The sequence below is a fragment of the Aquihabitans sp. McL0605 genome (assembly GCF_049993875.1).
GTDB lineage: Bacteria > Actinomycetota > Acidimicrobiia > Acidimicrobiales > Iamiaceae > Aquihabitans.
In genome coordinates this window covers 4,650,715-4,669,930 of record NZ_CP188252.1, presented here as the reverse complement: position 1 = coordinate 4,669,930, position 19,216 = coordinate 4,650,715, and the positions used below count along the sequence as shown (strand labels likewise).

Genomic DNA, 19,216 nt, shown 5'->3' with positions numbered 1-19,216 from the left:
GGGGTGGTGGGCGGCCGATACCTAGGGTTGGGGTACTGCCCGCTGCTCGTCTTCTGGAGACTCGATGCGCAATCCCAAGGACTTCTTCAAGCCCCTCGCCGCCGGTGCACCCCTGCCCGTGCGCGAGATCCCGTTCCGCCCGTCGCGGATGATCCACTTCTTCGATCCGAGCAACGAGAAGATGGCGGCGAAGGTGCCCGACCTCGCCAAGAAGGTCGACATCATCCTGGGGAACCTGGAAGACGCCATCAAGGCCGAGAACAAGGAAGCCGCTCGGCTCGGCCTGGTGAAGATCGCCCAGAACACCGACTTCGGCGACACCCAGCTGTGGACCCGGGTCAACAGCCTCGACTCGCCGTGGGTCCTCGACGACCTCACCACCCTCGTCACCGAGATCGGCGACAAGCTCGACGTGATCATGGTCCCCAAGGTCGAGGGGGCCGAAGACATCCACTACGTCGACCGGCTCCTCGCCCAGCTCGAGGCCCGCGCCGGCATCCAGAAGCCGATCCTCGTGCACGCGCTGCTCGAGACCGCCCGCGGCGTCGCCAACGTCGAGGAGATCTGCGCCGCCAGCCCGCGCATGCAGGGCCTGTCGCTCGGCCCCGCCGACCTGGCCGCCGACCGCCGCATGAAGACCACCCGCGTGGGCGGCGGCCACCCCGGGTACCTGGTCCGCCAGGACCCGATCGACGGCGACATCGAGGGCACCACCAACGCCCGCACCACCTACCAGCAGGACCTCTGGCACTACACGATCGCCCGCATGGTCGATGCCTGCCAGGCCAACGGGATCTTCGCCTTCTACGGCCCGTTCGGCGACATCAAGGACGTCGTGGCCTGCGAGGACCAGTTCCGCAACGCCTTCCTGCTCGGCTGCGTCGGCGCCTGGAGCTTGCACCCCGTGCAGATCGACATCGCCAAGCGCGTCTTCTCGCCCGACCCCAAGGACGTCGAGCACGCCCTCCACGTCATCGCCGAGATGGGCGACGGCACCGGCGCCGTCATGATCGACGGGAAGATGGAGGACGACGCCTCCGTCAAGCAGTGCCACGTGATGGTCGACCTGGCCAAGCAGCTCGCCGAGCGCGACCCCGAGCTGGGGGTCCTCTACGGGTTCACCTCGGCCGCCGCCGCGGGCTCGGGGGTCTGATCATGAGCGAGGAGATCCTCCCCCGCCGCTCCGTCCTCTACATGCCCGGCGCCAACGAGCGCGCCCTCGAGAAGGCCAAGGGCATCGATGCCGACGCCTTGATCCTCGACCTCGAGGACGCCGTCGCCCCCGACGCCAAGGCCGAGGCCCGCGACCGGGTCTGCGCCGCGGCCGCCTCCGGCGAGTACGGGCGCAAGGAGGTCATGATCCGGGTCAACGGGCTCGACACCGAGTGGCACGCCAGCGACATCGCCGCTGCCGCTGCGGCCGGCCCTGCCGGCGTGGTGGTGCCCAAGGTCGACTCCGTCGCCGACGTCCACGCCATCGAGAAGTCGCTCGAGGCCGGCGGCGCCCCCGACCACACCAAGATCTGGGCGATGCTCGAGACGCCGGTCGCCATCCTGCACGCCGAGGAGATCGCGGCCGCCAGCGACCGCCTGACCGTGCTGGTGATGGGCACCAACGACCTCGCCAAGGAGCTGCACGCGGTGCAGATCCCCGGCCGCGAGCCGATGCTCACCGCCCTGTCGATCGCGGTGCTGGCTGCCCGGGCCGCCGGCAAGGTGATCCTCGACGGCGTCTACAACGACATCAAGGACCCCGACGGCTTCCACGCCGAGTGCGTGCAGGGCCGCCACATGGGCTTCGACGGCAAGACCCTGATCCACCCCAGCCAGGTCGACGTGGCCAACACCATCTGGGCCCCGTCCGAGGCCGCCATCACCGAGGCCCGCGAGCTCATCGCCACCTTCGATGCGGCCATCGCCGAGGGCAAGGGCGTGGTCACGTTCAACGGTCGCATGATCGAGAACCTCCACGTCGCCAACGCCCAGCGCATCCTCGCCGTCGCCGACGCCATCGCTGCCCGCCAGGGCTGACCCGACCATGTGACAGGCTCGGCGGATGCGCTACCGCCGGATGCCGATCGAGGTGGAGTCTCCCGAGGAGCTCGGGTACGACACCATCACCAACAACCTGTCGGAGAGCTCGGTCGCCGACCGGAAGCTGTCCGATCTGGGGCTCGACCTCGACCTCGACGAGCTGGTCCTCTGCTACGGCGACCACCTCGGCGACCCCCTGCTGCGCGAGTCGGTGGCGGCCGGAGGAGCCGGCCTCTCCCCCGAGCACGTCACCGTGACCCCCGGCGCCGCCACCGCGCTGTTCGCGGTGGCCACGTCGCTGCTCGACCGGGGCGATCACGCCGTGGTCGTCCGCACCAACTACGCCACCAACCTCGAGACGCCGAGAGCCATCGGCGCCGACCTCGACATCGTCGACCTCTCCTACGACAAGGGCTGGAAGCTCGACCTCGACGAGGTGGCCGACAAGGTGAAGCCCGGCACCACCCGGCTCATCAGCATCACCTGCCCGCACAACCCCACCGGGACGATGATCGGGCTCGACGACCTCAAGCGGCTCGTCGGCCTGGCCGAGCGGGCCGAGGCGGTGCTGCTCGTCGACGAGACCTACCGCGACCTCACCCACACCGGTGACCGCATCCCGCTCGCCGCCACCCTCTCCCCCAACGTCGTCAGCGTCAGCTCGATGAGCAAGGCCTACGGGCTCCCTGGCATCCGCATCGGCTGGGCGGTCACCACCGACCCGATGCTGGGCGAGACGCTGCTGGCGGCCAAGGAGCAGATGGTGATCTGCGGGTCGACCATCGACGAGCACATCGCCGGCCGCGTCCTCGCCGACCGCAAGCGGGTGCTCACGCCGATCATGGCCGACGTCCGCGAGCGCCTGGCGATCGTCGACGGGTGGATGGCCGCGCAGGACACGTTCGAGTGGATCCGCCCGAGCGGCGGCGTGGTGGGCCTGGTGCGGTTCCGCGAGTCGGTCGAGGTCGACGAGGCCGCCTTCCACCACAAGCTGCTCGCCGACCACGGCACGTACGTGGGCCCCGGCCACTGGTTCGAGGTCAGCGACCGCTACTTCCGCCTCGGCTTCGGCTGGCCCACCCACGACGAGCTGCGCACCGGGCTCGACGCCCTCCTGGCCGCCGCGGGCGACGCCGCCCGCTGACGGATCAGGCGGGGCCGGCAGCAGGCCCGCGACCACCGAGCAGCTCGGCGACCATCGCCTCCAGGCGCTTGATGTCGCCCTTGGTGGCGTTCTCGTCGTCGGGGCGCAAGGTGACGGTGATGGTCCCGTCGGGGGCGAGCGTGGCCTCCTGCACCTCCGCCATGCTGCTGGCGCCCTGGCGGCGCACGGCGGCCGCCAGCTCCTCGGTCCGCAGCCCGAGCTTCGCCAGCTCGGCCTCGTCGGGCGTGCCGTCGGTGACGAGCGTGCTCGCCGTGCCCTCCACCACCCGGGCGAACGCGTCCGACCGCCGGGCGAGGTGGACGACGCAGAAGTTGACCCCGAGCAGCACCACCACCCCCAGCAGCCCGCCGATGAGCGAGTCGTCGGGACCGATGATGGCGTTCTGCACCACGTTCGAGAGCAGCAGCAGGACCACCAGGTCGAACGAGTTGAGCTGCGCGAGGTCGCGCTTGCCGACGAGGCGCAGGACGAACAGCAGGCCGAGGTAGACGGCCACGGTGCGGAGGACCTTCTCGAGGATCGAGGTGTCGATCGAGAACAGGTGCGTGGAGAGCTGCGAAGCGAGGAGCATCATCGCCCCAGTCCACACCTCGCCCGCCGGAGGCCGTTGAGTTTCATCACGCAACCCAGTACGCTGCAGCCATGAAGCGCGCCAGCCTCGACAACCTCGACTGCTCGGTCGCCCACACGCTCGAGATCATCGGCGAGTGGTGGACGCCACTGATCCTGCGGGACGCCTTCCTGGGCGTCACCCGCTTCAGCGACTTCCAGGAGCGCCTCGGCATCGCCAAGAACGTGCTGACCACGCGGCTCGACACGCTGGTCGACCACGAGGTCCTGAAGAAGGTGCCGTACCAGGACAACCCCACCCGGTACGACTACAAGCTCACCGCCAAGGGCCGCGACCTGTGGCTCGTGGTGGCCGCCCTGCGCGAGTGGGGCGACAAGTGGGAGTCGCCCGACGGCCCGCCCGTCGAGATGGTCCACAAGCCGTGCAGGCACGTCACCCACATCGTGCCCACCTGCGCCGAGTGCGGCGAAGCCCTCAGCCCGTTCGACATCAAGCTCCAGCGCGGACCCGGCGCCGGCGTGAACACCCCGGTGGTCGCATGACCGCCACCCAAGCCACCCAAGCCACCCAAGCCACCACGCCAGCCACCGGCGGCCTGCGCGCCGAGGCCGGCTCGCTCACCGAGCCCGGCGCCTTCGTGCGCGAAGCGGGCTTCCAGCCCGACGAGATCACCGGCACCCGCGTGACCGGCCACATCGACATCGACGAGCGCCACCACACCCCCTGGGGCATCGTCCACGGCGGCGTCTACGCCACGGTCATCGAGTCGGCCGCCAGCATCGGTGCCACCACGGCCGTGAGCGACCAGGGCCAGGTGGCGGTCGGGCTCACCAACACCACGCACTTCCTGCGCTCGATCACCCACGGACGGGTCAGCGTCGAGGCCGACGCGCTCAACCAGGGGCGCAGCCAGCAGCTCTGGAAGGTCGACGTGCGCGACGACCGCGGCCGCCTCCTCGCCCACGGCGAGGTCCGCCTCCAGAACCTCACTCCCGGATAGATCTCGTCACTCGTTCGCTTCGCTCACTCCGTTCCTCGAACTTGAGGACCTCCTGACGTCGCCGTCTTCGCTCAGGGGCACGACTGCTTCGCACCCCTTCGGCTTGAAGGGGCTCCGCACGCTCCGCCCCCTCAACCTCCCCGCGCTCGCTTCGCTCGAACCCCAAACCCCCGACCGGTCGAGCGCAGCGGAGTGAACGAGTGACGAGGAAACCTCACCAGGTGGCGAGGTCGGTGAGGGCGGCGACCAGGTCGACGACCTGCGGGAGGATGGCGTCCTCGAGGGTGGGCTCGTAGGCCACCGGAGTGTCGGTGGCACCGATCCGGCGGACGGGAGCGTCGAGGTCGGCGAAGCAGTGCTCGGCCACCCACGCGGCGATCTCGCCGCCGAACCCGCCGGTGAGCGTGTCCTCGTGCACCACGAGCACCCGGCCGGTGCGAGCCGCGCTCTCGGCGACGAGCTCCTGGTCCCACGGCAGGATCGTGCGGAGGTCGATCACCTCCGCCTCGATGCCGTCGCGCTCGGCCACCTGCTCGGCCGCCTCGATCGCCTTGGCCACGGTGGCGCCCCACGTGACCACCGTGACGTCGTCGCCCGGGCGGCGGACCTCCCCCACCCCGAACGGCAGCACCCAGTCGGCGGGCGGGAACGGGTCGACGGTGCTGGGCTGGCGCAGCAGGTGCTTGTGCTCCAGGAACAGCACCGGGTCGTCGCACCGGAACGCGTAGCGGAGGAGGCCGGCCGCGTCCCGGGCCCGGCTCGGCATGGCGATCGACAGGCCGGGGATGTGGGCGAAGATCGACTCGCCGCACTGGCTGTGCCAGATGCTCCCGCCGGTGAGGTACCCGCCGATCGGGACCCGCACGACCATCGGGCAGGTGAACGCCCCGTTCGACCGCCAGCGCACGGTGGCCGCCTCGCTGCGGAGCTGGGTCATGGCGGGCCAGATGTAGTCGAAGAACTGGATCTCGGGGGCCGGCCGCAGCCCTCGCAGCGCCTGGCCGACGGCGCGCCCGATGATGTTGGCCTCCGACAGCGGCGTGTTGTAGCAGCGGGCCTGGCCGAACGCCCGCTGGAGGCCGTGGGTGGTGCCGAACACCCCGCCCTTGCCCTCGACCCCCGCCAGCACCTGCTCGCGGGCATCGGCCACGTCCTCGCCGAACACCCGGATGCGCTCGTCGGCCTCCATCACCTCGTGGAGGGTGCGCTTGATGGCCTCGCCGAGCGGCACCGCGTCGGCCGGCTCGCCGTCGGCTGCCGCCGGGGGTGGCCCGGGATCGGCGAGGACCGGCAGCGCCACCACCTGGTCGAGGATCGACGCGGGATCGGGCCGACGACCGGCCAGCGCCGCCGCGGCCGCGTCGGCCACCTCCTCGCGCGCCTCGGCGCGCAGGTCGGCCACCTCGGCCTCGGTGAGCACGCCGCCCTCCACCAGGTCGTGGGCGAACCGGTCGAGCGGGTCGTGGGCGGCCTCTTCGGTGAGCTCCTCGAGCGATCGGTACTTGCTCTGGGTGTCGGCGGCGGAGTGCGAGTAGGGGCGGACCACGTCGGCGTGGACCAGCGCCGGCCCCACCCCCGCCCGGATGTGGGCGACGATCGACTCGGCGGCGTCGCGCACCCCGAAGTAGTCGGTGCCGTCGAGGTGGTGGACCTCCAAGCCGCGGAACCCCCGGACCAGCTCGTGGACGGGCGCGGGGTGCTGGTCGCTCGCCGGGACGGAGATGGCGAAGCCGTTGTCGGGCACCACGTAGAGCACGGGCAGGTGCAGGTTGCACGCAGTGTTGAGGCTCTCCCAGAACTCCCCCTCGCTGCACGCCCCCTCGCCCAGGCTGACGTACGTGAGCTCGTCGCCGTGGGCCGCCGAGGCGCCGAGGTCGGTGGTGAGGTGGGGGCGTCGGACGAGGTAGCGGCCGGCCTCGGCACACCCCACCGCCGGGATGCACTGGCTCCCGGTGGGGCTGGACTGGGTGACGATGTTGTGGGCGGCGTGGCCCCAGTGCGACGGCATCTGCCGGCCGCCGCTCGACGGGTCGTCGGCCGAGCCCACCGCCTGGAGGAGCACCTCGGTGGGCGTCACCCCCAGGCCGAGCACCAGCGCCTGGTCCCGGTAGTACGGGAAGAACCAGTCGAAGCCGGGGCGCAGGTGCCGGGCGAGGGCCAGGCCGATGGCCTCGTGGCCGGCGCCCGAGATCTGGAAGTACACCCGGCTCTGCTTCTGCATGGCGATCTGGCGGTCGTCGATGGCGCGCGACACGTACGCCAGGCGCAGGTCGTCGACGAGCTCCTTCTCGGGGTAGCCGCGGAACTCGCTCACCGGACCACCTCGGCCGCCCAGTCGCGGCCTTGGAGGGTGCTGCGGACGTCGGCGAGGAAGGCGGCTGCGTAGGCGCCGTCCACGGCCCGGTGGTCGAAGCTGAGGCTCAGGTTCCCGACGGGCCGCACGGCGACGCCCCAACCTCCCCCGCGCTCGTCGGGCACCGCGACCGGGCGCATGGCGATGCCGTCGGTGGACAGGATCGCCACCTGCGGCTGGTCGATGATCGGCGCCGCGAGCACCGTGCCGTAGGCACCGACGTTGGTGAGGGTGAACGTGGCGCCGTCGAGCGCACCGCCGGGGAGGCGGTGGCGACGGGCCAGGTCGGCCACCTCGGCCACCGCCTCGCCGAGAGCGTGGAGGCGCAGCTCGTGGGCGTCGCGCACCACCGGGACGAGCAGCGCCTCGTCGGCCACGTCGACGGCGATGCCGAGGTGGATGCGGCGGTGGACCACCAGCCGGTCGCCGGCGAACGTGGCGTTGAGGTGCGGGAAGCGGCGGAGGGCGTCGACCACCGCACGGGCCGCGAACGGCAGGTAGCTCAGCCCGGTCCCGGACCGGACCGCATCGACCGCGCCCCAGTCGACCTCGACCACCACCAGCGCGTGCGCCGCGGTCTGGACCGATCGGTGGAGGTGCTCCGCAGTGGCCAGGCGGGCCCGCGACAGGGGGACCACCTCATCGTCGGGCCCCACGACGGGCTCGGGAGCGGCGGGGGTCGCGGGGCTCGCTGGCCCCGGGGCTGGCATCGGAGCCGGAGCCGAGGGCCGGGTCCGCTGCGCGGCCGCGGCCAGCACGTCGTTGCGGGTGATGCGGCCGTCGCGGCCCGAGCCGACGACCTCGGCGGCGTCGAGCCCGTGCTCGGCCAGCAGCCGACGGACGGCGGGCGTGCGCACCGAACCGCCTGCCAAGGGGACGGCAGCGATCGCAGGTGTGCCGGCCGGACCGGATCCGTTGGCGGCCGGGCCGGCGGTCCTCGGCTCGGGTTCCCTCGGGGCTGCCGGTGCCGGCCCGGGGGCGGGCGGGTCGAACGGGTCGTCGGCGCCGGCGGTGATGACGGCGACGGGCGTGCCGATGGGCACCGTGGCGCCCTCGTCCACCAGGAGTGCCCGCAGGTATCCCGACACGGCCGAGGGGACCTCGGTGTCGACCTTCTCGGTGGACACCTCGAACAAGGTGTCGTCGATCGCGACGGGGTCACCCACCTGCTTCGCCCAGGCGGTGATGGTGCCCTCGACGACGGTCTCGCCCAGCTGCGGCATCACGACCACATCCATGACCGGGACCCTACGGACCGGTGCCTCGTCCTGCTACGAGGACGCGCGGAGCTGACACCGGGTCAGATGTCGATGACCTCGACCTTGACCTTCGACACCTGGCGACCGGTCCACAGGAAGACCAGGCCGGTGAGCACCAGCACGGCCCCCACCACGAACGCGACCACGTTCACGGTGGCGTGGGGCCAGACCATGATCACGATGCCGAAGATGATGGTGACGATCGATCGCGTGGTGGTCCCCCGCTGGTACTCGGGCGCCATCTGGCCCCGCACCAGCAGGCCGAGGGCCCCGGCGATGACCAGGTCGAGACCGACGAGCCAGACGAGGACACCGACGGTGGGACCGGGCCAGAACAGCAGGACGGCGCCGAACCCGATGTTGATGACGGCCCGCAGCAGCAGCAGGCCCCAGTACGACATGCCGCGGTGGTTGCGGACGGTCTCGATGAGGTCGCCGATGCCGGCGATGAGGAGGAGCAGGCCGGCGAGGCGGGCCACCACGGTGATGGTCCGGTCGGGCCAGAACAGCAGGACGATCCCGGCCGCGAGGGTGACGGCGCCCACCGTGTAGGCGAGCATCTTGGACTCGCGCACCACATCGACGGCAGATCGGTTGTCAGCCACGGTCGGCTCCTCGCGTTGGTCGCCCGGCGGGGCCTCGTCGCCCCTGACGCGACGCTACTTCCGCGTCGCCGACCCCAGGTCGACCCTCAGGGGGTGACGATGGGGAACATCAGGCTGAACGCGTCGAGCGTGGCGAGGAAGGCGTCGAGCACGGCGCGGTCGCCGCGGACGCCCACCAGGCCGTCGCCCACCAGCGCCGCCAGCTCGTCGGCGGGGGTCGACGAGAACAGCAGGCTCGCGAGGTGCTCGTGGTCCGTGTCGACGGTGACCTCGGCGGCGGTCTTCGCCGACACCCCGTCGGCGGTGCGGGTGGCGTGGAGCGCACCGCGTTCGACGCCGACGCGCCACCGCTCCGAGCGGTCCCGCACCACCACGTCGATGGCCCAGGTGCGCTCGGCCGCGGCGAGGCCGTCGATGCGCACCCCGAGGTAGTCGAACAGCATCTCGGTGGTCATCGCGGCCACGGTGTCGCGCCCGGCGGTCGAGGTGATGGTCATGTCGGGGTGGCCGGCCCGCAGCTCCTGGGCACCGGTCAGGTAGAAGTCGCGCCACGGCCCCGACTCGGCCTGGTAGCCGAGCTGCTCGAGCGCATCGGCTTCGAGGGCGCGCGCCGCCATGTTGCCGGGATCGGCGAAGACGACGTGGCTGACCACCTCGGCCACCCAGCGGTAGTCGCCGTCGTCGAACGACTGCTGCGCCTTCTCCAGCACCGCGTCGGCGCCGCCCATGAACTCGACGTAGCGCTCACCGGCGGCGGTCGGCGGGTGCGGGTGCAGGTGGGCCGGGTTGCCGTCGAACCACCCCAGGTAGCGCTGGTAGACGGCCTTGGCGTTGTGGTTGACGGTGCCGTAGTAGCCGCGGCTCGCCGGCTCGGCCTCGAGCTCGGCGGGGAGGCGGAGCACCTCGGCGATCTCAGCGGAGGTGTGCCCGTGGTTGGCCAGCCGAAGGGTCTGGTCGTGCAGGAACCGGTAGGTGTCGCGCTGGCGGGCGAGGTGGCCGACGATCTCCTCGTGGCCCCAGCGCGGCCAGTGGTGGCTGGCGAAGCACACGTCGGTGAGGTCGCCGTAGAGGTCGATGGCCTCTTGCAGGTACTTGCTCCACGCCAGGGCGTCGCGCACCTGGGCGCCGCGCGGCGTGTACAGGTTGTGCATCGTGCAGGTGCAGTTCTCGGCCATGCACAGGACGCGGTGGTCGGGGAAGTGGAAGTTCATCTCGCTGGGCGCCTCGGTGTTGGGCGTCACCTGGAACACGATCCGGACGCCATCGACCACCAGCTCGGTGCCGGTCAGGTCGACCTCCTCGGTGGGCGCGATCAGGCCCTGGTCGGCGAGCGTGGGCACGCCCTTGCCGAGGCCGGCGTCGACGTGGCCCTGCGGCCCCCGAGGGAGCAGGGCGCCGTACATGTAGCTGCCGCGCCGGGTCATCACGTTCCCGGCCACCACGTTCTCGCTCACCGCCGCCTCCAGGAACCCGGCCGGCGCGATCACGCGCACCTTCCCGGCGCGCACGTCGGCCTCGTCGATCACGCCGCGCACGCCGGCGAAGTGATCGACGTGGCTGTGCGTGTAGATCACCGCGGTCACGGGTCGGGCGCCGAGGTGCTCCTCGACGAGGGCCATCGCGGCCTGGGCGGTCTGCACCGACGTGAGCGGGTCGATGACGATGCGCCCGACCGTGCCCTCGATGACCGTGAGGTTGGCCAGGTCGAGGCCGCGGACCTGGTGGAAGCCAGGGGCGATCTCGAACAGGCCGGCCTCGTTGTTGAGCTGCGCCTGGCGCCAGAGGCTCGGGTTGACCTCGGCCGGAGCGTCGCCGTCGAGGAACCGGTAGGTGTCGAGGTCCCAGACGGCCCAGCCCGCCGGGTGCGGCACCTGCGGCGACGCCGGGCGCGCCACGAGGCCGCGGGTGGCTCGCTCGTGGTCGGCGCCGTCACCGTCGGTCAGGAACGGCAGCTCGGCCACGGCCTCGTTGTGCGCCGTCGTCGTCGCGGACGCCGGCTTCGGGCTCAGATCTGGTGCATCAGCCATGCCGGGAGTCTGTCCCATCACCCGCCCGGGCGTCGGCGAAGTCCCAGGCCACCGCCGCCCTTCATGCGAGATTGACAATCATTCTCATTTTGGTCACGATGTCGAGGTGCCCGCCGAGCCCTCGTCCCACCGACCTCCCGCGCCGGCGCCGCGCGGGGCGGCTCGACTGGCGGCCCTGGCCGCCGCCGTGCTCCTGGCCGGTTCGGTGCTGGCGGGGTGCGGGAGCTCAGGCGACGGCGCCGCTCCCGGGCAGCTGCGCGTCGTGGCGTCGTTCTACCCCCTGCAGTGGATGGCCGAGCAGGTGGGTGGTGACCACGTCCACGTCACCAGCCTCACCAAGCCGGGGGCCGAGCCGCACGACCTGGAGCTCAGCCCCCGAGACGTCGGCGCCGTCCAGGACGCCGACGTGATCGCCTACCTGTCGGGGTTCCAGCCCTCCGTCGACACCGCGGTGGCCGACGCCGGCAGCGGCACGATCTTCGACGCCAAGGAGGCCGCCGACCTCGACCTCACCTTCAACCCGATCGAGGACGGCCAGCGGTCCGAGACCGGCACCACCGACCCGCACTTCTGGCTCGACCCGATCCGGATGAGCAAGGTCACCGGCGCCTTCGCCGCCGCCATGGCCGGCGCCGACCCGGTCCACGCCGCCGACTACCGGACGAACGCCAAGGTGCTCGACGCCCGGCTCGCCGACCTCGATCACGATCTGGAGACGGGGCTGGCCGACTGCGCGAGCAAGGACCTCGTCACCAGCCACAACGCCTTCGGGTACCTGGCCCGCCGCTACGGCCTGGAGCAGGTGCCGGTCACCGGGCTGACCCCCGAGGAGGAGCCATCGCCCAGCGACCTGGCTACCGTCAGCGACTTCGTGGCCGCCCATGACGTCAAGACGATCTACTTCGAGACCCTGATCAGCCCCGACATCGCCAAGACGGTGGCCCGGGAGACCGGCGCGCGCACCGACGTGCTCGACCCGATCGAGGGCTTGAACGACCGGTCGCAGGGCTCCGACTACCTCGAGGTCATGCAGGCCAACCTCCGGAACCTGCGCAAGGGCCAGCCGTGCCGGTGACCGACGACGCCGCCACCGCTGCGGTCGTCGAGTTCCGCGGCTGCGACATCGGGTACGAGGGGCGCGCCGTCGTGAACGGCCTCGACCTGACGATCCGGTCCGGTGAGGTGCTCGGCGTCCTGGGGGCCAACGGCTCGGGGAAGTCGACGATGATCCGCGGCCTCCTCGGCCTCGCTCCCCTGCTGGCCGGCGACATCCGCCTGTTCGGGACCCCCCGCTCCCAGTTCCACGCCTGGAACCGCCTCGGCTACGTGCCCCAGCGCCAGACCGTCGCCGGCGGCATCCCCTCGACGGTGGCCGAGGTGGTCGGCTCCGGTCGGCTGAGCGCCCTGCGACCCTGGAAGCGCTTCGGCCCCGCCGACCGCATTGCGGTGGACGAGGCCATCGAAGCGGTGGGCCTGGGCGGCCACGAGAAGCACTCGATGACCGAGCTGTCCGGTGGCCAGCAGCGGCGCGTCCTCATCGCCCGCGCCCTGGCGACCGGCCCCGACCTGCTGGTGCTCGACGAGCCCACCGCCGGTGTCGACCACGCCAACCAGGAGGCGCTGGCCCACGCGCTCGCCCGCCTGGTCGAGCGCGGCACCACGATCGTGCTCATCACCCACGAGCTGGGACCGGTGGAGCCCCTGATCACGCGGGCGATCGTGCTCCGCGACGGGCTCGTGGTCCACGACGGACCGCCCCTCGACCACGAGTTCCACCACGAGCACGACGACGAGTGGCACCACCACCACGGCGAGCCGCCCACCCGACGACCCGGCCTCGGCCTCGGCCTGGACTGAGGGAACCGTGTCGCTCCTCCACTACACGTTCATGCAGCGGGCCCTCATCGCCTCCGTGCTCATCGGCCTGTCGGCGCCGTCGGTCGGCGTCTACCTCGTGCAGCGCCGGCTCTCGCTCATCGGCGACGGCCTCGGCCACGTCGCCCTCGCCGGCGTGGCCGCCGGGGTGCTCACGTCCACCTCCCCGGTGTGGACCGCCCTGATCGCAGCCGTCGCCGGCGCCGTCGCCATCGAGGTCATCCGCGCCCGCGGGCGCACGAGCGGCGACGTCGCCCTGGCCGTGCTGTTCTACGGGGGCATCGCCGGCGGGGTGGTGCTCATCTCGCAGGCGCCCGGCGGCACGCCCGGCAACCTGAACGCCTACCTCTTCGGCGCCATCACCACCACGAGCCGGTCCGACCTCATCGTGTTCGCGGTGCTGTCGGCGATCGTGCTGGCGGTGACCCACGGCCTGGGCCGCTACCTGTTCGCCGTCAGCAACGACGAGGAGTACGCCACCGCCTCGGGTCTCCCCGTGCTCACGCTCAACCTGCTGCTCGCCGTGGTCACGGCCGTCACGGTCGTCGTGTCGATGCGGGTGGTCGGGCTGCTGCTCATCAGCGCCCTCATGATCGTGCCCATCGCCACCGCCCAGCTGCTGGCGGGCAGCTTCCGGGCCACCGTGGCGCTCGGCACCCTGATCGGCGTCGTGGTCTCCGTGGCCGGGGTGACGACGTCGTTCTACAGCGACACGCCGTCGGGCGGGACGATCGTGCTGTTCGCGATCGGCCTGTTCCTGCTGGTCGCAGGGGGTACGGCCGTGCGTGACCGCTCGCGCGAACGGTCGGCGCGCCACGCCTGAGCCCCGCCCATCCGGCGGGGCGCACCGCTCCCGATCCGCTCGCCCGTGCCGATGGGTACCGGTGTCAGACCAGCTCCCCCTCCGGCGCGTCCGCTTCCAGTGGCCCGACGACCTCGATCCGGTGTGGACGCCGAGGGTGCCCGAGCTGGCCATCGCCGCCAACGCCGTGTCGATGCTGATGCCCCACGCCGAGCCGTACGTGGTGGCCTCGACCCGGGCCGCGATCGGGCACGGGATGATCGAGGACCGGGCGCTGGCGGAGGACGCTCACACGTACCTGAGCCAGGAGGCGCAGCACCACGCGCAGCACCGCCGGCTCAACGACCTGCTGATCGCCCGCTACCCGCGCCTGCGCCGGATGGACGACGCCTGCGCCTGGACGTTCGCCAAGCTCCGCCGGCGCAGCACCAAGTTCGGCCTGGCCTTCGCCGCCGGGTTCGAGACCATCGCCTTCGTGGCGGCCCGCTGGGTCGACAAGCGCCAGAGCCTCCTGCGCGGCGCCGAGCCGGTGCCGGCCACGCTCTTCCTGTGGCACCTGGCCGAAGAGGTCGAGCACAAGCGGGTGGCGTTCGACGTGTACGCGGCGGCGGGCGGTGGCCGCCTCCGCTACGCCTGGGCGATGACCGTCGCCGCCCTGATCCTGGCCGCCGGTGCGTTCGCCGGCTCGATCACGATGCTCGTCGGCGAGCGGCGGATCTTCCACCCCACCGCCTGGTTCCGCCTGATCAGCTGGTGCCTGAGCTTCATCTTCGTGGCCCTGCCGGTGATGGTCATCTCGGCGCTCCCCGGCCACCACCCCGAGCAGCTGGTCGACCCGGCCGGGCTCGAGCACTGGCTCGACAACCTCGACCCCGAGACCTCGACCGTCCCGGAGTGGGCCCTGCCCTGATCCCGCCCCAGCCCGACCCGGCGCCGCCCCTCGGGGCCGGTCCGGGGGTTCAGGCCTTGCGGGTCTTGGCGAAGGCGGCTCCGCCCAGGCCGATGCCGACGGCACCCACGGCGAGGGCGACGATGGCGAGCGCGTTCGAGCTGTCGCCGTCGTCGGAGCTGGATGCGCTGGACGAGTCGGAGGCGACCACCGTGGTGGTCGAGCCCTCCTCGCCGACAGCCGCCTCGGCGCCGTGCTCATCGCCCGAAGCGGCCACGACGGTCACGTGGGGGGCAGGCTTCTCGGGCTCCTCGCCCTTGCCGTCCCACTCGGTGATCCACTCGGAGGTGCCCTGCTCGCAGGTCTGGATCGTCTTGAAGTACAGGACCTCGCCCACCTTGTCGGGCGCCTGGTAGGAGATCCCGAAGTCGAGCACCTGGTGGTCGGGGAGGGCGCTGCCGTCCTTGGCCGTCCAGGTGATCACGCTGGTCTTCTCGGTGATCTGGCCGCCGTCGCCGTCGTCGACCGGCGTGTCGAGCTTGGTCTCCTCCGCCGAGGCGGTCCATCCCGAGATCCAGAACGGCGAGGCGGCCAGAACCGACGCCGGGATCTGCACCTCGACCTTCACGGTGGGGGAACCGTCGCAGCCGTGCGGGACCCGCAGCTCGGTGGCGGTGTAGGCGCCGGCCGGCACCTCCTCGACCACCGGCTCGACGTGCGCGCTCGCCGCACTCATGCCCATCCAGCTCACGGCGGCCACCGTGGCTCCGGCCGCCACGATGCGGGCCGTACGGGTCTGGAAGCGGGGCATGGGATCTCCTCGGAGCGGTGAGCTGACGAAGGTGAGTCGAACGATCGACCGGTCTGGTTCCCGGATCCCGCCCACACCGTCCACCCGACGGGAACCATTCGCCCCGTCGCGACGACTGATGGGCGAATGGTGCACGAAGAGTGGTTCGAACCGATCTCGGCCGCGGCCGATGACCAGCTGGACGGCCCCGAGGCCGAACGGCTCCACGCCCACCTGCGCACGTGCGCGCCGTGCCGCGAGCTGCTGCGGTCCTTCGAGCACGACCGGCGGCGCGCCCGGCTCCAGCCCTCGGGCACCACCGGCGCCCTCGCCGACGCCGTGCTGGCCCGCCGCGCCCAGGACCGCACCGCCGACCACGCCTCCCACCGCCGCCTGATCCGGCGCGGTGCGGTTGCCGTCGCCGGCATCGCAGCGGCCATGATCGCAGTCGTGAGCATCTCGCACACCCCGAGGGATCCCGCGCCTCCCGCACCCGAGCTGGCGTCGGGCGAGGTGCTGATCGACGCGTGGAACAACTCGTTCGACCGGGCCGACGTCGAGGTGCACGCCGGCACCACCGTGGAGTGGCGCAACGCGGGGGCGGCCACCCACCAGCTGGTCCGCAAGCTCGGCGGGGCCACCGTCTCCGAGCAGCTCCTCCCCGGGCACACCGAGACGGCCACCTTCTCGTCCCCGGGCACCTACCACTACTTCTGCACGATCCACCCCCACATGACCGGCACCGTCACGGTCGACGCGTGAGGGTCGTTCGGGTCGGGGACCGGCGCCGCGCCGCGCTCCCCCGCATCCGGGGCGACGAGGACCTCGCGGTGCTCGCCGTGCGGGCCGGCCAGGGCGACGCCCAGGCCGAGGCCGCGTTCGTCCAGCGCACGATCGACGATGTGCGGCGCTACTGCGCGCACCTCCTCGACGCTGGCCTCGCCGACGACGCCACCCAGGCCACCTACCTGCGCGCCCTTCCCGCCCTGGCGTCGTTCCGCGGGGAGTCGTCGCCGCGGACCTGGCTCATCGGCGTGGCCCGCAACACCTGCCTCGATGAGCGCCGGGCCCTGGTCCGCCGCCGCCGGCTGGTGGAGCGGATCGCCGTGCAGCCCGTCGACACCATCGACCGGTGGGAGCGCCACGGCTCCACCGTGGAGCTCACCGACCTCATCGACGAGCTCGACCCCGATCGTCGCGAGGCGTTCGTGCTGACCCAGGTGCTCGGCTTCGCCTACGACGAGGCCGCCCAGATGGTGTCGTGCCCGATCGGCACCATCCGGTCGCGCGTCGCCCGGGCGAGGGCCGACCTCCTGGCGATGGCCCGGGCCGACGACGGCCCCAGCAGCGCGTCGGCGGTCGGATCGGCCTGACCGGCCGGATCGGTGCAACCATCGGGAGCCTCGGCCGGTCGAACCCCGGCTCGTGCCCACCCCCGACGACGATGAGACCGTGACCACTCCTCCCCTGCCTCCCTTCCGCTTCGGCGTGCAGTGCTCGTCGCCGCCCGACATCACCGCGTCGCGCTGGCGCGACCTCGCCCGCAAGGTCGAGGACCTCGGCTACCACCGCCTCACCGTGTCGGACCACCTCGACGACCAGCTCTCCCCGGTCGCCGCCCTGATGGCGGCGGCCGACGCCACCTCGACGCTGCGCGTGGGCGCCCTGGTGTTCTGCAACGACTACCGCCACCCGGCCGTGCTGGCCAAGGAGGCGGCCACGCTCGACATCCTCTCCGAGGGCCGCTTCGAGCTGGGCCTCGGCGCCGGCTGGATGACGTCGGACTACGAGGCCGCGGGGATCCCCATGGACAGCCCCGGGGTGCGGATCGCCCGGCTCGAGGAGGCCATCGCCGTGGTCACCGGCCTGCTCTCCGACGGTCCGTGCACCTTCGAGGGCGAGTTCTACCGGATCGACGGGCTGAGCGGATCGCCCAAGCCGGTGCAGCGGCCCGTGCCCCTGCTGATCGGCGGCGGCGGGCGCAAGGTGCTGGAGCTGGCCGGCCGCCACGCCCAGATCGTGGGCCTCAACCCCAAGCTGCCCAACGGCGTCATCGATGCGTCGGCCGGGCCCGACGCCACGGCGGCGGCGACCGAGCGCAAGATCGGCTGGGTCCGCGCCGCCGCCGGCGACCGCTTCGACCAGATCGAGCTGCACACGCGCATCCACCTAGCGATGATCACCGACGATCGCATGACGGTCGCCGAGGCCGTGGCCCCGGCGATGGGCCTGACCGTCGAGGAGTCGCTCCAGACGCCCCACGCCCTGTGCGGCACGGTCGATCAGATCGTCGAGGACCTGCTGGTGCGCCGCGAGCGCTTCGGCATCGCCTCGATCGGCCTCAGCCTCGATGCCCTCGACGCCTTCGCCCCCGTCGTCGCCGAGCTCGCCGGCACCTGACCTCACCGCCTCCGCCCTCCACCGCTTCCCCCCGAACGTTCTGTGATCACCCGGGCAGGCCACCGGGCCGTCCCAGAACGTTCCATGGGGAGCGGGTGCTCGGCTCGGGGCGCGGGGCTCGGGGCGCGGTCGGGTCAGGCGTCGGGGTCGTGGACGAGCTGGAGCTGCTCGCCGAAGAGCTCGACGACGTCGCCGGGGTGGAGCTGGCGGCCGCGGCGCGTCTCGATCTCGCCGTTGACGCGAGCCTCGCCGTCGGTGATGAAGTGCTTGGCCTCGGCGCCGCCCTCGGCCCACCCCGCCAGCTGGAGGAGCTGGCCGAGGCGGATCATGTCGTCGGCGATGGCCAGCTGCCTCATGCGCCGTCCTCCGCCAGGATGGCCCGCACGCCGCCGGCGAAGGTGCGGACGTCGTCTTCGGTGGTGGTGAAGCTGGTCATCCAGCGCACGAGGTGCTCCTGCGGGTCCCACTCCCAGAAGAACGACCAGGCCTGGAGGTCGGCCAGGCGGTCCCACGGGATGCGGGCGAAGACGGCGTTGGCGGCCGGGGCCACGGGCACCTCGACACCGGGGATCTCGGCCACCAGCTCGGCGAGGAGCGCGGCCATGTCGTTGGCGTGGCGGGCGTTGCGGAGCCAGAGGTCGTCGGCGAGCAGCGCCGAGGCCTGGGCCGCCACGAAGCGGGTCTTCGACGGCAGCTGGCCGGCCTGCTTGCGGATGAACCGGGCATCGGCCGCCAGCTCGGGCCGCAGGTACACGACCGCCTCCCCGTAGATGGCGCCGTTCTTGGTGAGGCCGAACGTGAGCACATCGACGCCGGGCTCCACGATGAGCTCGCGGATGCCCGTGCCCGAGGCGGCGACGGCGTTGGCGATGCGGGCGCCATCGACGTGGAGGTACATGTCGTGCTCGTGGGCGAACGAGGCCAGGGCGGCCAGCTCGGCAGCCGAGTACAGCGTCCCCATCTCGGTGACCTGGCTGACCGACAGCACCTTGGGCTGCGGGTGGTGCTCGGTGCCCAGCCAGTCGACGAACGGGTGGACCGCCTCGATGGTGAGCTTGCCGTCGACCTGGGGCACGGGCGTGATGGACGACCCCGTGAACCGGGCCGGGGCGCCGCACTCGTCGACGACGATGTGGGCGGTGTCGACGGTGATCACCGACTGCCACGGCGTCAGCAGCGTGGCCAGCCCGACGACGTTGGCCCCGGTGCCGCCCCAGCAGAACACCACCTCCACGGGGGCGCCGAAGAGCTCGCGGAGCTCCTCGGTGGCCGCCGCGGTCCAGGCGTCGGCGCCGTAGGCCAGGGCCGGGCCCGAGTTGGCGGCGACGAGGGCATCCATCACCTCGGGAGATGCGCCGGCGGCGTTGTCGCTGGCGAACGAGGCGGCGGGCGTGGGGGGCAGGGCCATGGTCCCATCGTCGCGCGCGGGCGGTGCCGGCCGTTCGG

The 19,216-nt window shown here is 72.2% G+C and carries 20 protein-coding genes; 12 read left to right on the top strand and 8 right to left on the bottom strand.

Going from position 1 to position 19,216, the window contains the following annotated elements; translation table 11 throughout:
* Positions 1-64 precede the first annotated feature (64 nt).
* From ACPPVX_RS21690 to ACPPVX_RS21680, 3 genes are read left to right on the top strand one after another with little or no spacing between them, the layout of a single operon-like run.
* On the top strand, positions 65-1,153 hold the full coding sequence (locus ACPPVX_RS21690) for an HpcH/HpaI aldolase/citrate lyase family protein (RefSeq protein WP_426572666.1): 1,089 nt from the start codon (positions 65-67) through the stop codon (positions 1,151-1,153).
* A gap of 2 nt (positions 1,154-1,155) precedes the next feature.
* Positions 1,156-2,031 carry an HpcH/HpaI aldolase/citrate lyase family protein gene (locus tag ACPPVX_RS21685; RefSeq protein WP_426572665.1) on the top strand — a complete coding sequence of 292 codons (876 nt, stop codon included), beginning with the start codon at positions 1,156-1,158 and terminating at the stop codon, positions 2,029-2,031.
* Positions 2,032-2,056: 25 nt separating this feature from the next.
* Complete coding sequence (locus ACPPVX_RS21680) at positions 2,057-3,178, top strand: pyridoxal phosphate-dependent aminotransferase (RefSeq protein WP_426572664.1); 1,122 nt, start codon at positions 2,057-2,059, stop codon at positions 3,176-3,178.
* A 4-nt stretch (positions 3,179-3,182) separates the two neighbouring features.
* Here the strand turns inward: ACPPVX_RS21680 and ACPPVX_RS21675 are convergent, their stop codons facing one another.
* Positions 3,183-3,773 (bottom strand): DUF421 domain-containing protein, encoded by a 591-nt coding sequence (locus tag ACPPVX_RS21675; protein WP_426572663.1) that lies wholly within the window; start codon positions 3,771-3,773, stop codon positions 3,183-3,185.
* 68 nt (positions 3,774-3,841) lie between these two features.
* Here ACPPVX_RS21675 and ACPPVX_RS21670 point away from each other — a divergent pair, with 68 nt between their 5' ends.
* The gene (locus ACPPVX_RS21670; protein WP_426572662.1) at positions 3,842-4,312 is read left to right on the top strand and encodes a winged helix-turn-helix transcriptional regulator; all 471 of its coding nucleotides are present in this window, start codon (positions 3,842-3,844) and stop codon (positions 4,310-4,312) included.
* Positions 4,309-4,770, top strand: coding sequence for a PaaI family thioesterase (locus tag ACPPVX_RS21665; protein WP_426572661.1), 462 nt, complete (start codon positions 4,309-4,311; stop codon positions 4,768-4,770). The genes ACPPVX_RS21670 and ACPPVX_RS21665 overlap by 4 nt, the downstream gene beginning before the upstream one ends.
* Positions 4,771-4,984: 214 nt before the next feature.
* Here ACPPVX_RS21665 and ACPPVX_RS21660 read toward each other — a convergent pair whose 3' ends face one another.
* The 4 genes from ACPPVX_RS21660 to ACPPVX_RS21645 form a co-directional block, all read right to left on the bottom strand.
* Positions 4,985-7,084 (bottom strand): alpha-ketoacid dehydrogenase subunit alpha/beta, encoded by a 2,100-nt coding sequence (locus tag ACPPVX_RS21660; RefSeq protein ID WP_426572660.1) that lies wholly within the window; start codon positions 7,082-7,084, stop codon positions 4,985-4,987.
* Positions 7,081-8,361, bottom strand: coding sequence for a dihydrolipoamide acetyltransferase family protein (locus tag ACPPVX_RS21655; protein WP_426572659.1), 1,281 nt, complete (start codon positions 8,359-8,361; stop codon positions 7,081-7,083). The genes ACPPVX_RS21660 and ACPPVX_RS21655 overlap by 4 nt, the downstream gene beginning before the upstream one ends.
* 62 nt (positions 8,362-8,423) lie before the next feature.
* On the bottom strand, positions 8,424-8,987 hold the full coding sequence (locus tag ACPPVX_RS21650; protein WP_426572658.1) for an HdeD family acid-resistance protein: 564 nt from the start codon (positions 8,985-8,987) through the stop codon (positions 8,424-8,426).
* Positions 8,988-9,073: 86 nt separating this feature from the next.
* Positions 9,074-11,014, bottom strand: a complete 1,941-nt coding sequence (locus ACPPVX_RS21645; RefSeq protein WP_426572657.1) for an alkyl/aryl-sulfatase — start codon at positions 11,012-11,014, stop codon at positions 9,074-9,076.
* 106 nt (positions 11,015-11,120) lie between these two features.
* Between ACPPVX_RS21645 and ACPPVX_RS21640 the strand changes: the two genes are divergently transcribed.
* From ACPPVX_RS21640 to ACPPVX_RS21625, 4 genes are all read left to right on the top strand, one after another.
* On the top strand, positions 11,121-12,089 hold the full coding sequence (locus ACPPVX_RS21640) for a metal ABC transporter substrate-binding protein (RefSeq protein ID WP_426572656.1): 969 nt from the start codon (positions 11,121-11,123) through the stop codon (positions 12,087-12,089).
* On the top strand, positions 12,080-12,871 hold the full coding sequence (locus tag ACPPVX_RS21635) for a metal ABC transporter ATP-binding protein (RefSeq protein ID WP_426572655.1): 792 nt from the start codon (positions 12,080-12,082) through the stop codon (positions 12,869-12,871). Before ACPPVX_RS21640 ends, ACPPVX_RS21635 begins: the two co-directional genes overlap by 10 nt.
* Positions 12,872-12,878: 7 nt before the next feature.
* A complete protein-coding gene (locus ACPPVX_RS21630; protein ID WP_426572654.1) occupies positions 12,879-13,712 on the top strand; it encodes a metal ABC transporter permease in 834 nt (277 codons plus the stop codon).
* A 61-nt stretch (positions 13,713-13,773) separates the two neighbouring features.
* Positions 13,774-14,601 carry a metal-dependent hydrolase gene (locus ACPPVX_RS21625; RefSeq protein ID WP_426572653.1) on the top strand — a complete coding sequence of 276 codons (828 nt, stop codon included), beginning with the start codon at positions 13,774-13,776 and terminating at the stop codon, positions 14,599-14,601.
* 49 nt (positions 14,602-14,650) lie between these two features.
* Here the strand turns inward: ACPPVX_RS21625 and ACPPVX_RS21620 are convergent, their stop codons facing one another.
* Positions 14,651-15,391, bottom strand: a complete 741-nt coding sequence (locus ACPPVX_RS21620) for a YcnI family protein (protein WP_426572652.1) — start codon at positions 15,389-15,391, stop codon at positions 14,651-14,653.
* A gap of 126 nt (positions 15,392-15,517) precedes the next feature.
* Between ACPPVX_RS21620 and ACPPVX_RS21615 the strand changes: the two genes are divergently transcribed.
* The 3 genes from ACPPVX_RS21615 (at position 15,518) to ACPPVX_RS21605 (ending at position 17,770) form a co-directional block, all read left to right on the top strand.
* The gene (locus ACPPVX_RS21615; protein WP_426572651.1) at positions 15,518-16,132 is read left to right on the top strand and encodes a cupredoxin domain-containing protein; all 615 of its coding nucleotides are present in this window, start codon (positions 15,518-15,520) and stop codon (positions 16,130-16,132) included.
* Positions 16,129-16,743: a sigma-70 family RNA polymerase sigma factor gene (locus ACPPVX_RS21610; protein WP_426572649.1), complete on the top strand. Its 615-nt coding sequence runs from the start codon at positions 16,129-16,131 to the stop codon at positions 16,741-16,743. Before ACPPVX_RS21615 ends, ACPPVX_RS21610 begins: the two co-directional genes overlap by 4 nt.
* Positions 16,744-16,822: 79 nt before the next feature.
* Positions 16,823-17,770 carry an LLM class F420-dependent oxidoreductase gene (locus ACPPVX_RS21605; RefSeq protein WP_426572648.1) on the top strand — a complete coding sequence of 316 codons (948 nt, stop codon included), beginning with the start codon at positions 16,823-16,825 and terminating at the stop codon, positions 17,768-17,770.
* Between the two features lie 134 nt (positions 17,771-17,904).
* On the opposite strand, the gene ACPPVX_RS21600 is transcribed toward ACPPVX_RS21605, so the two are convergent.
* Together ACPPVX_RS21600 and ACPPVX_RS21595 are read right to left on the bottom strand one after the other, a co-directional pair.
* A complete protein-coding gene (locus ACPPVX_RS21600) occupies positions 17,905-18,126 on the bottom strand; it encodes an RNA-binding S4 domain-containing protein (protein WP_426572647.1) in 222 nt (73 codons plus the stop codon).
* On the bottom strand, positions 18,123-19,178 hold the full coding sequence (locus ACPPVX_RS21595; protein ID WP_426572646.1) for a threonine aldolase family protein: 1,056 nt from the start codon (positions 19,176-19,178) through the stop codon (positions 18,123-18,125). Before ACPPVX_RS21595 ends, ACPPVX_RS21600 begins: the two co-directional genes overlap by 4 nt.
* Positions 19,179-19,216: the final 38 nt, after the last annotated feature.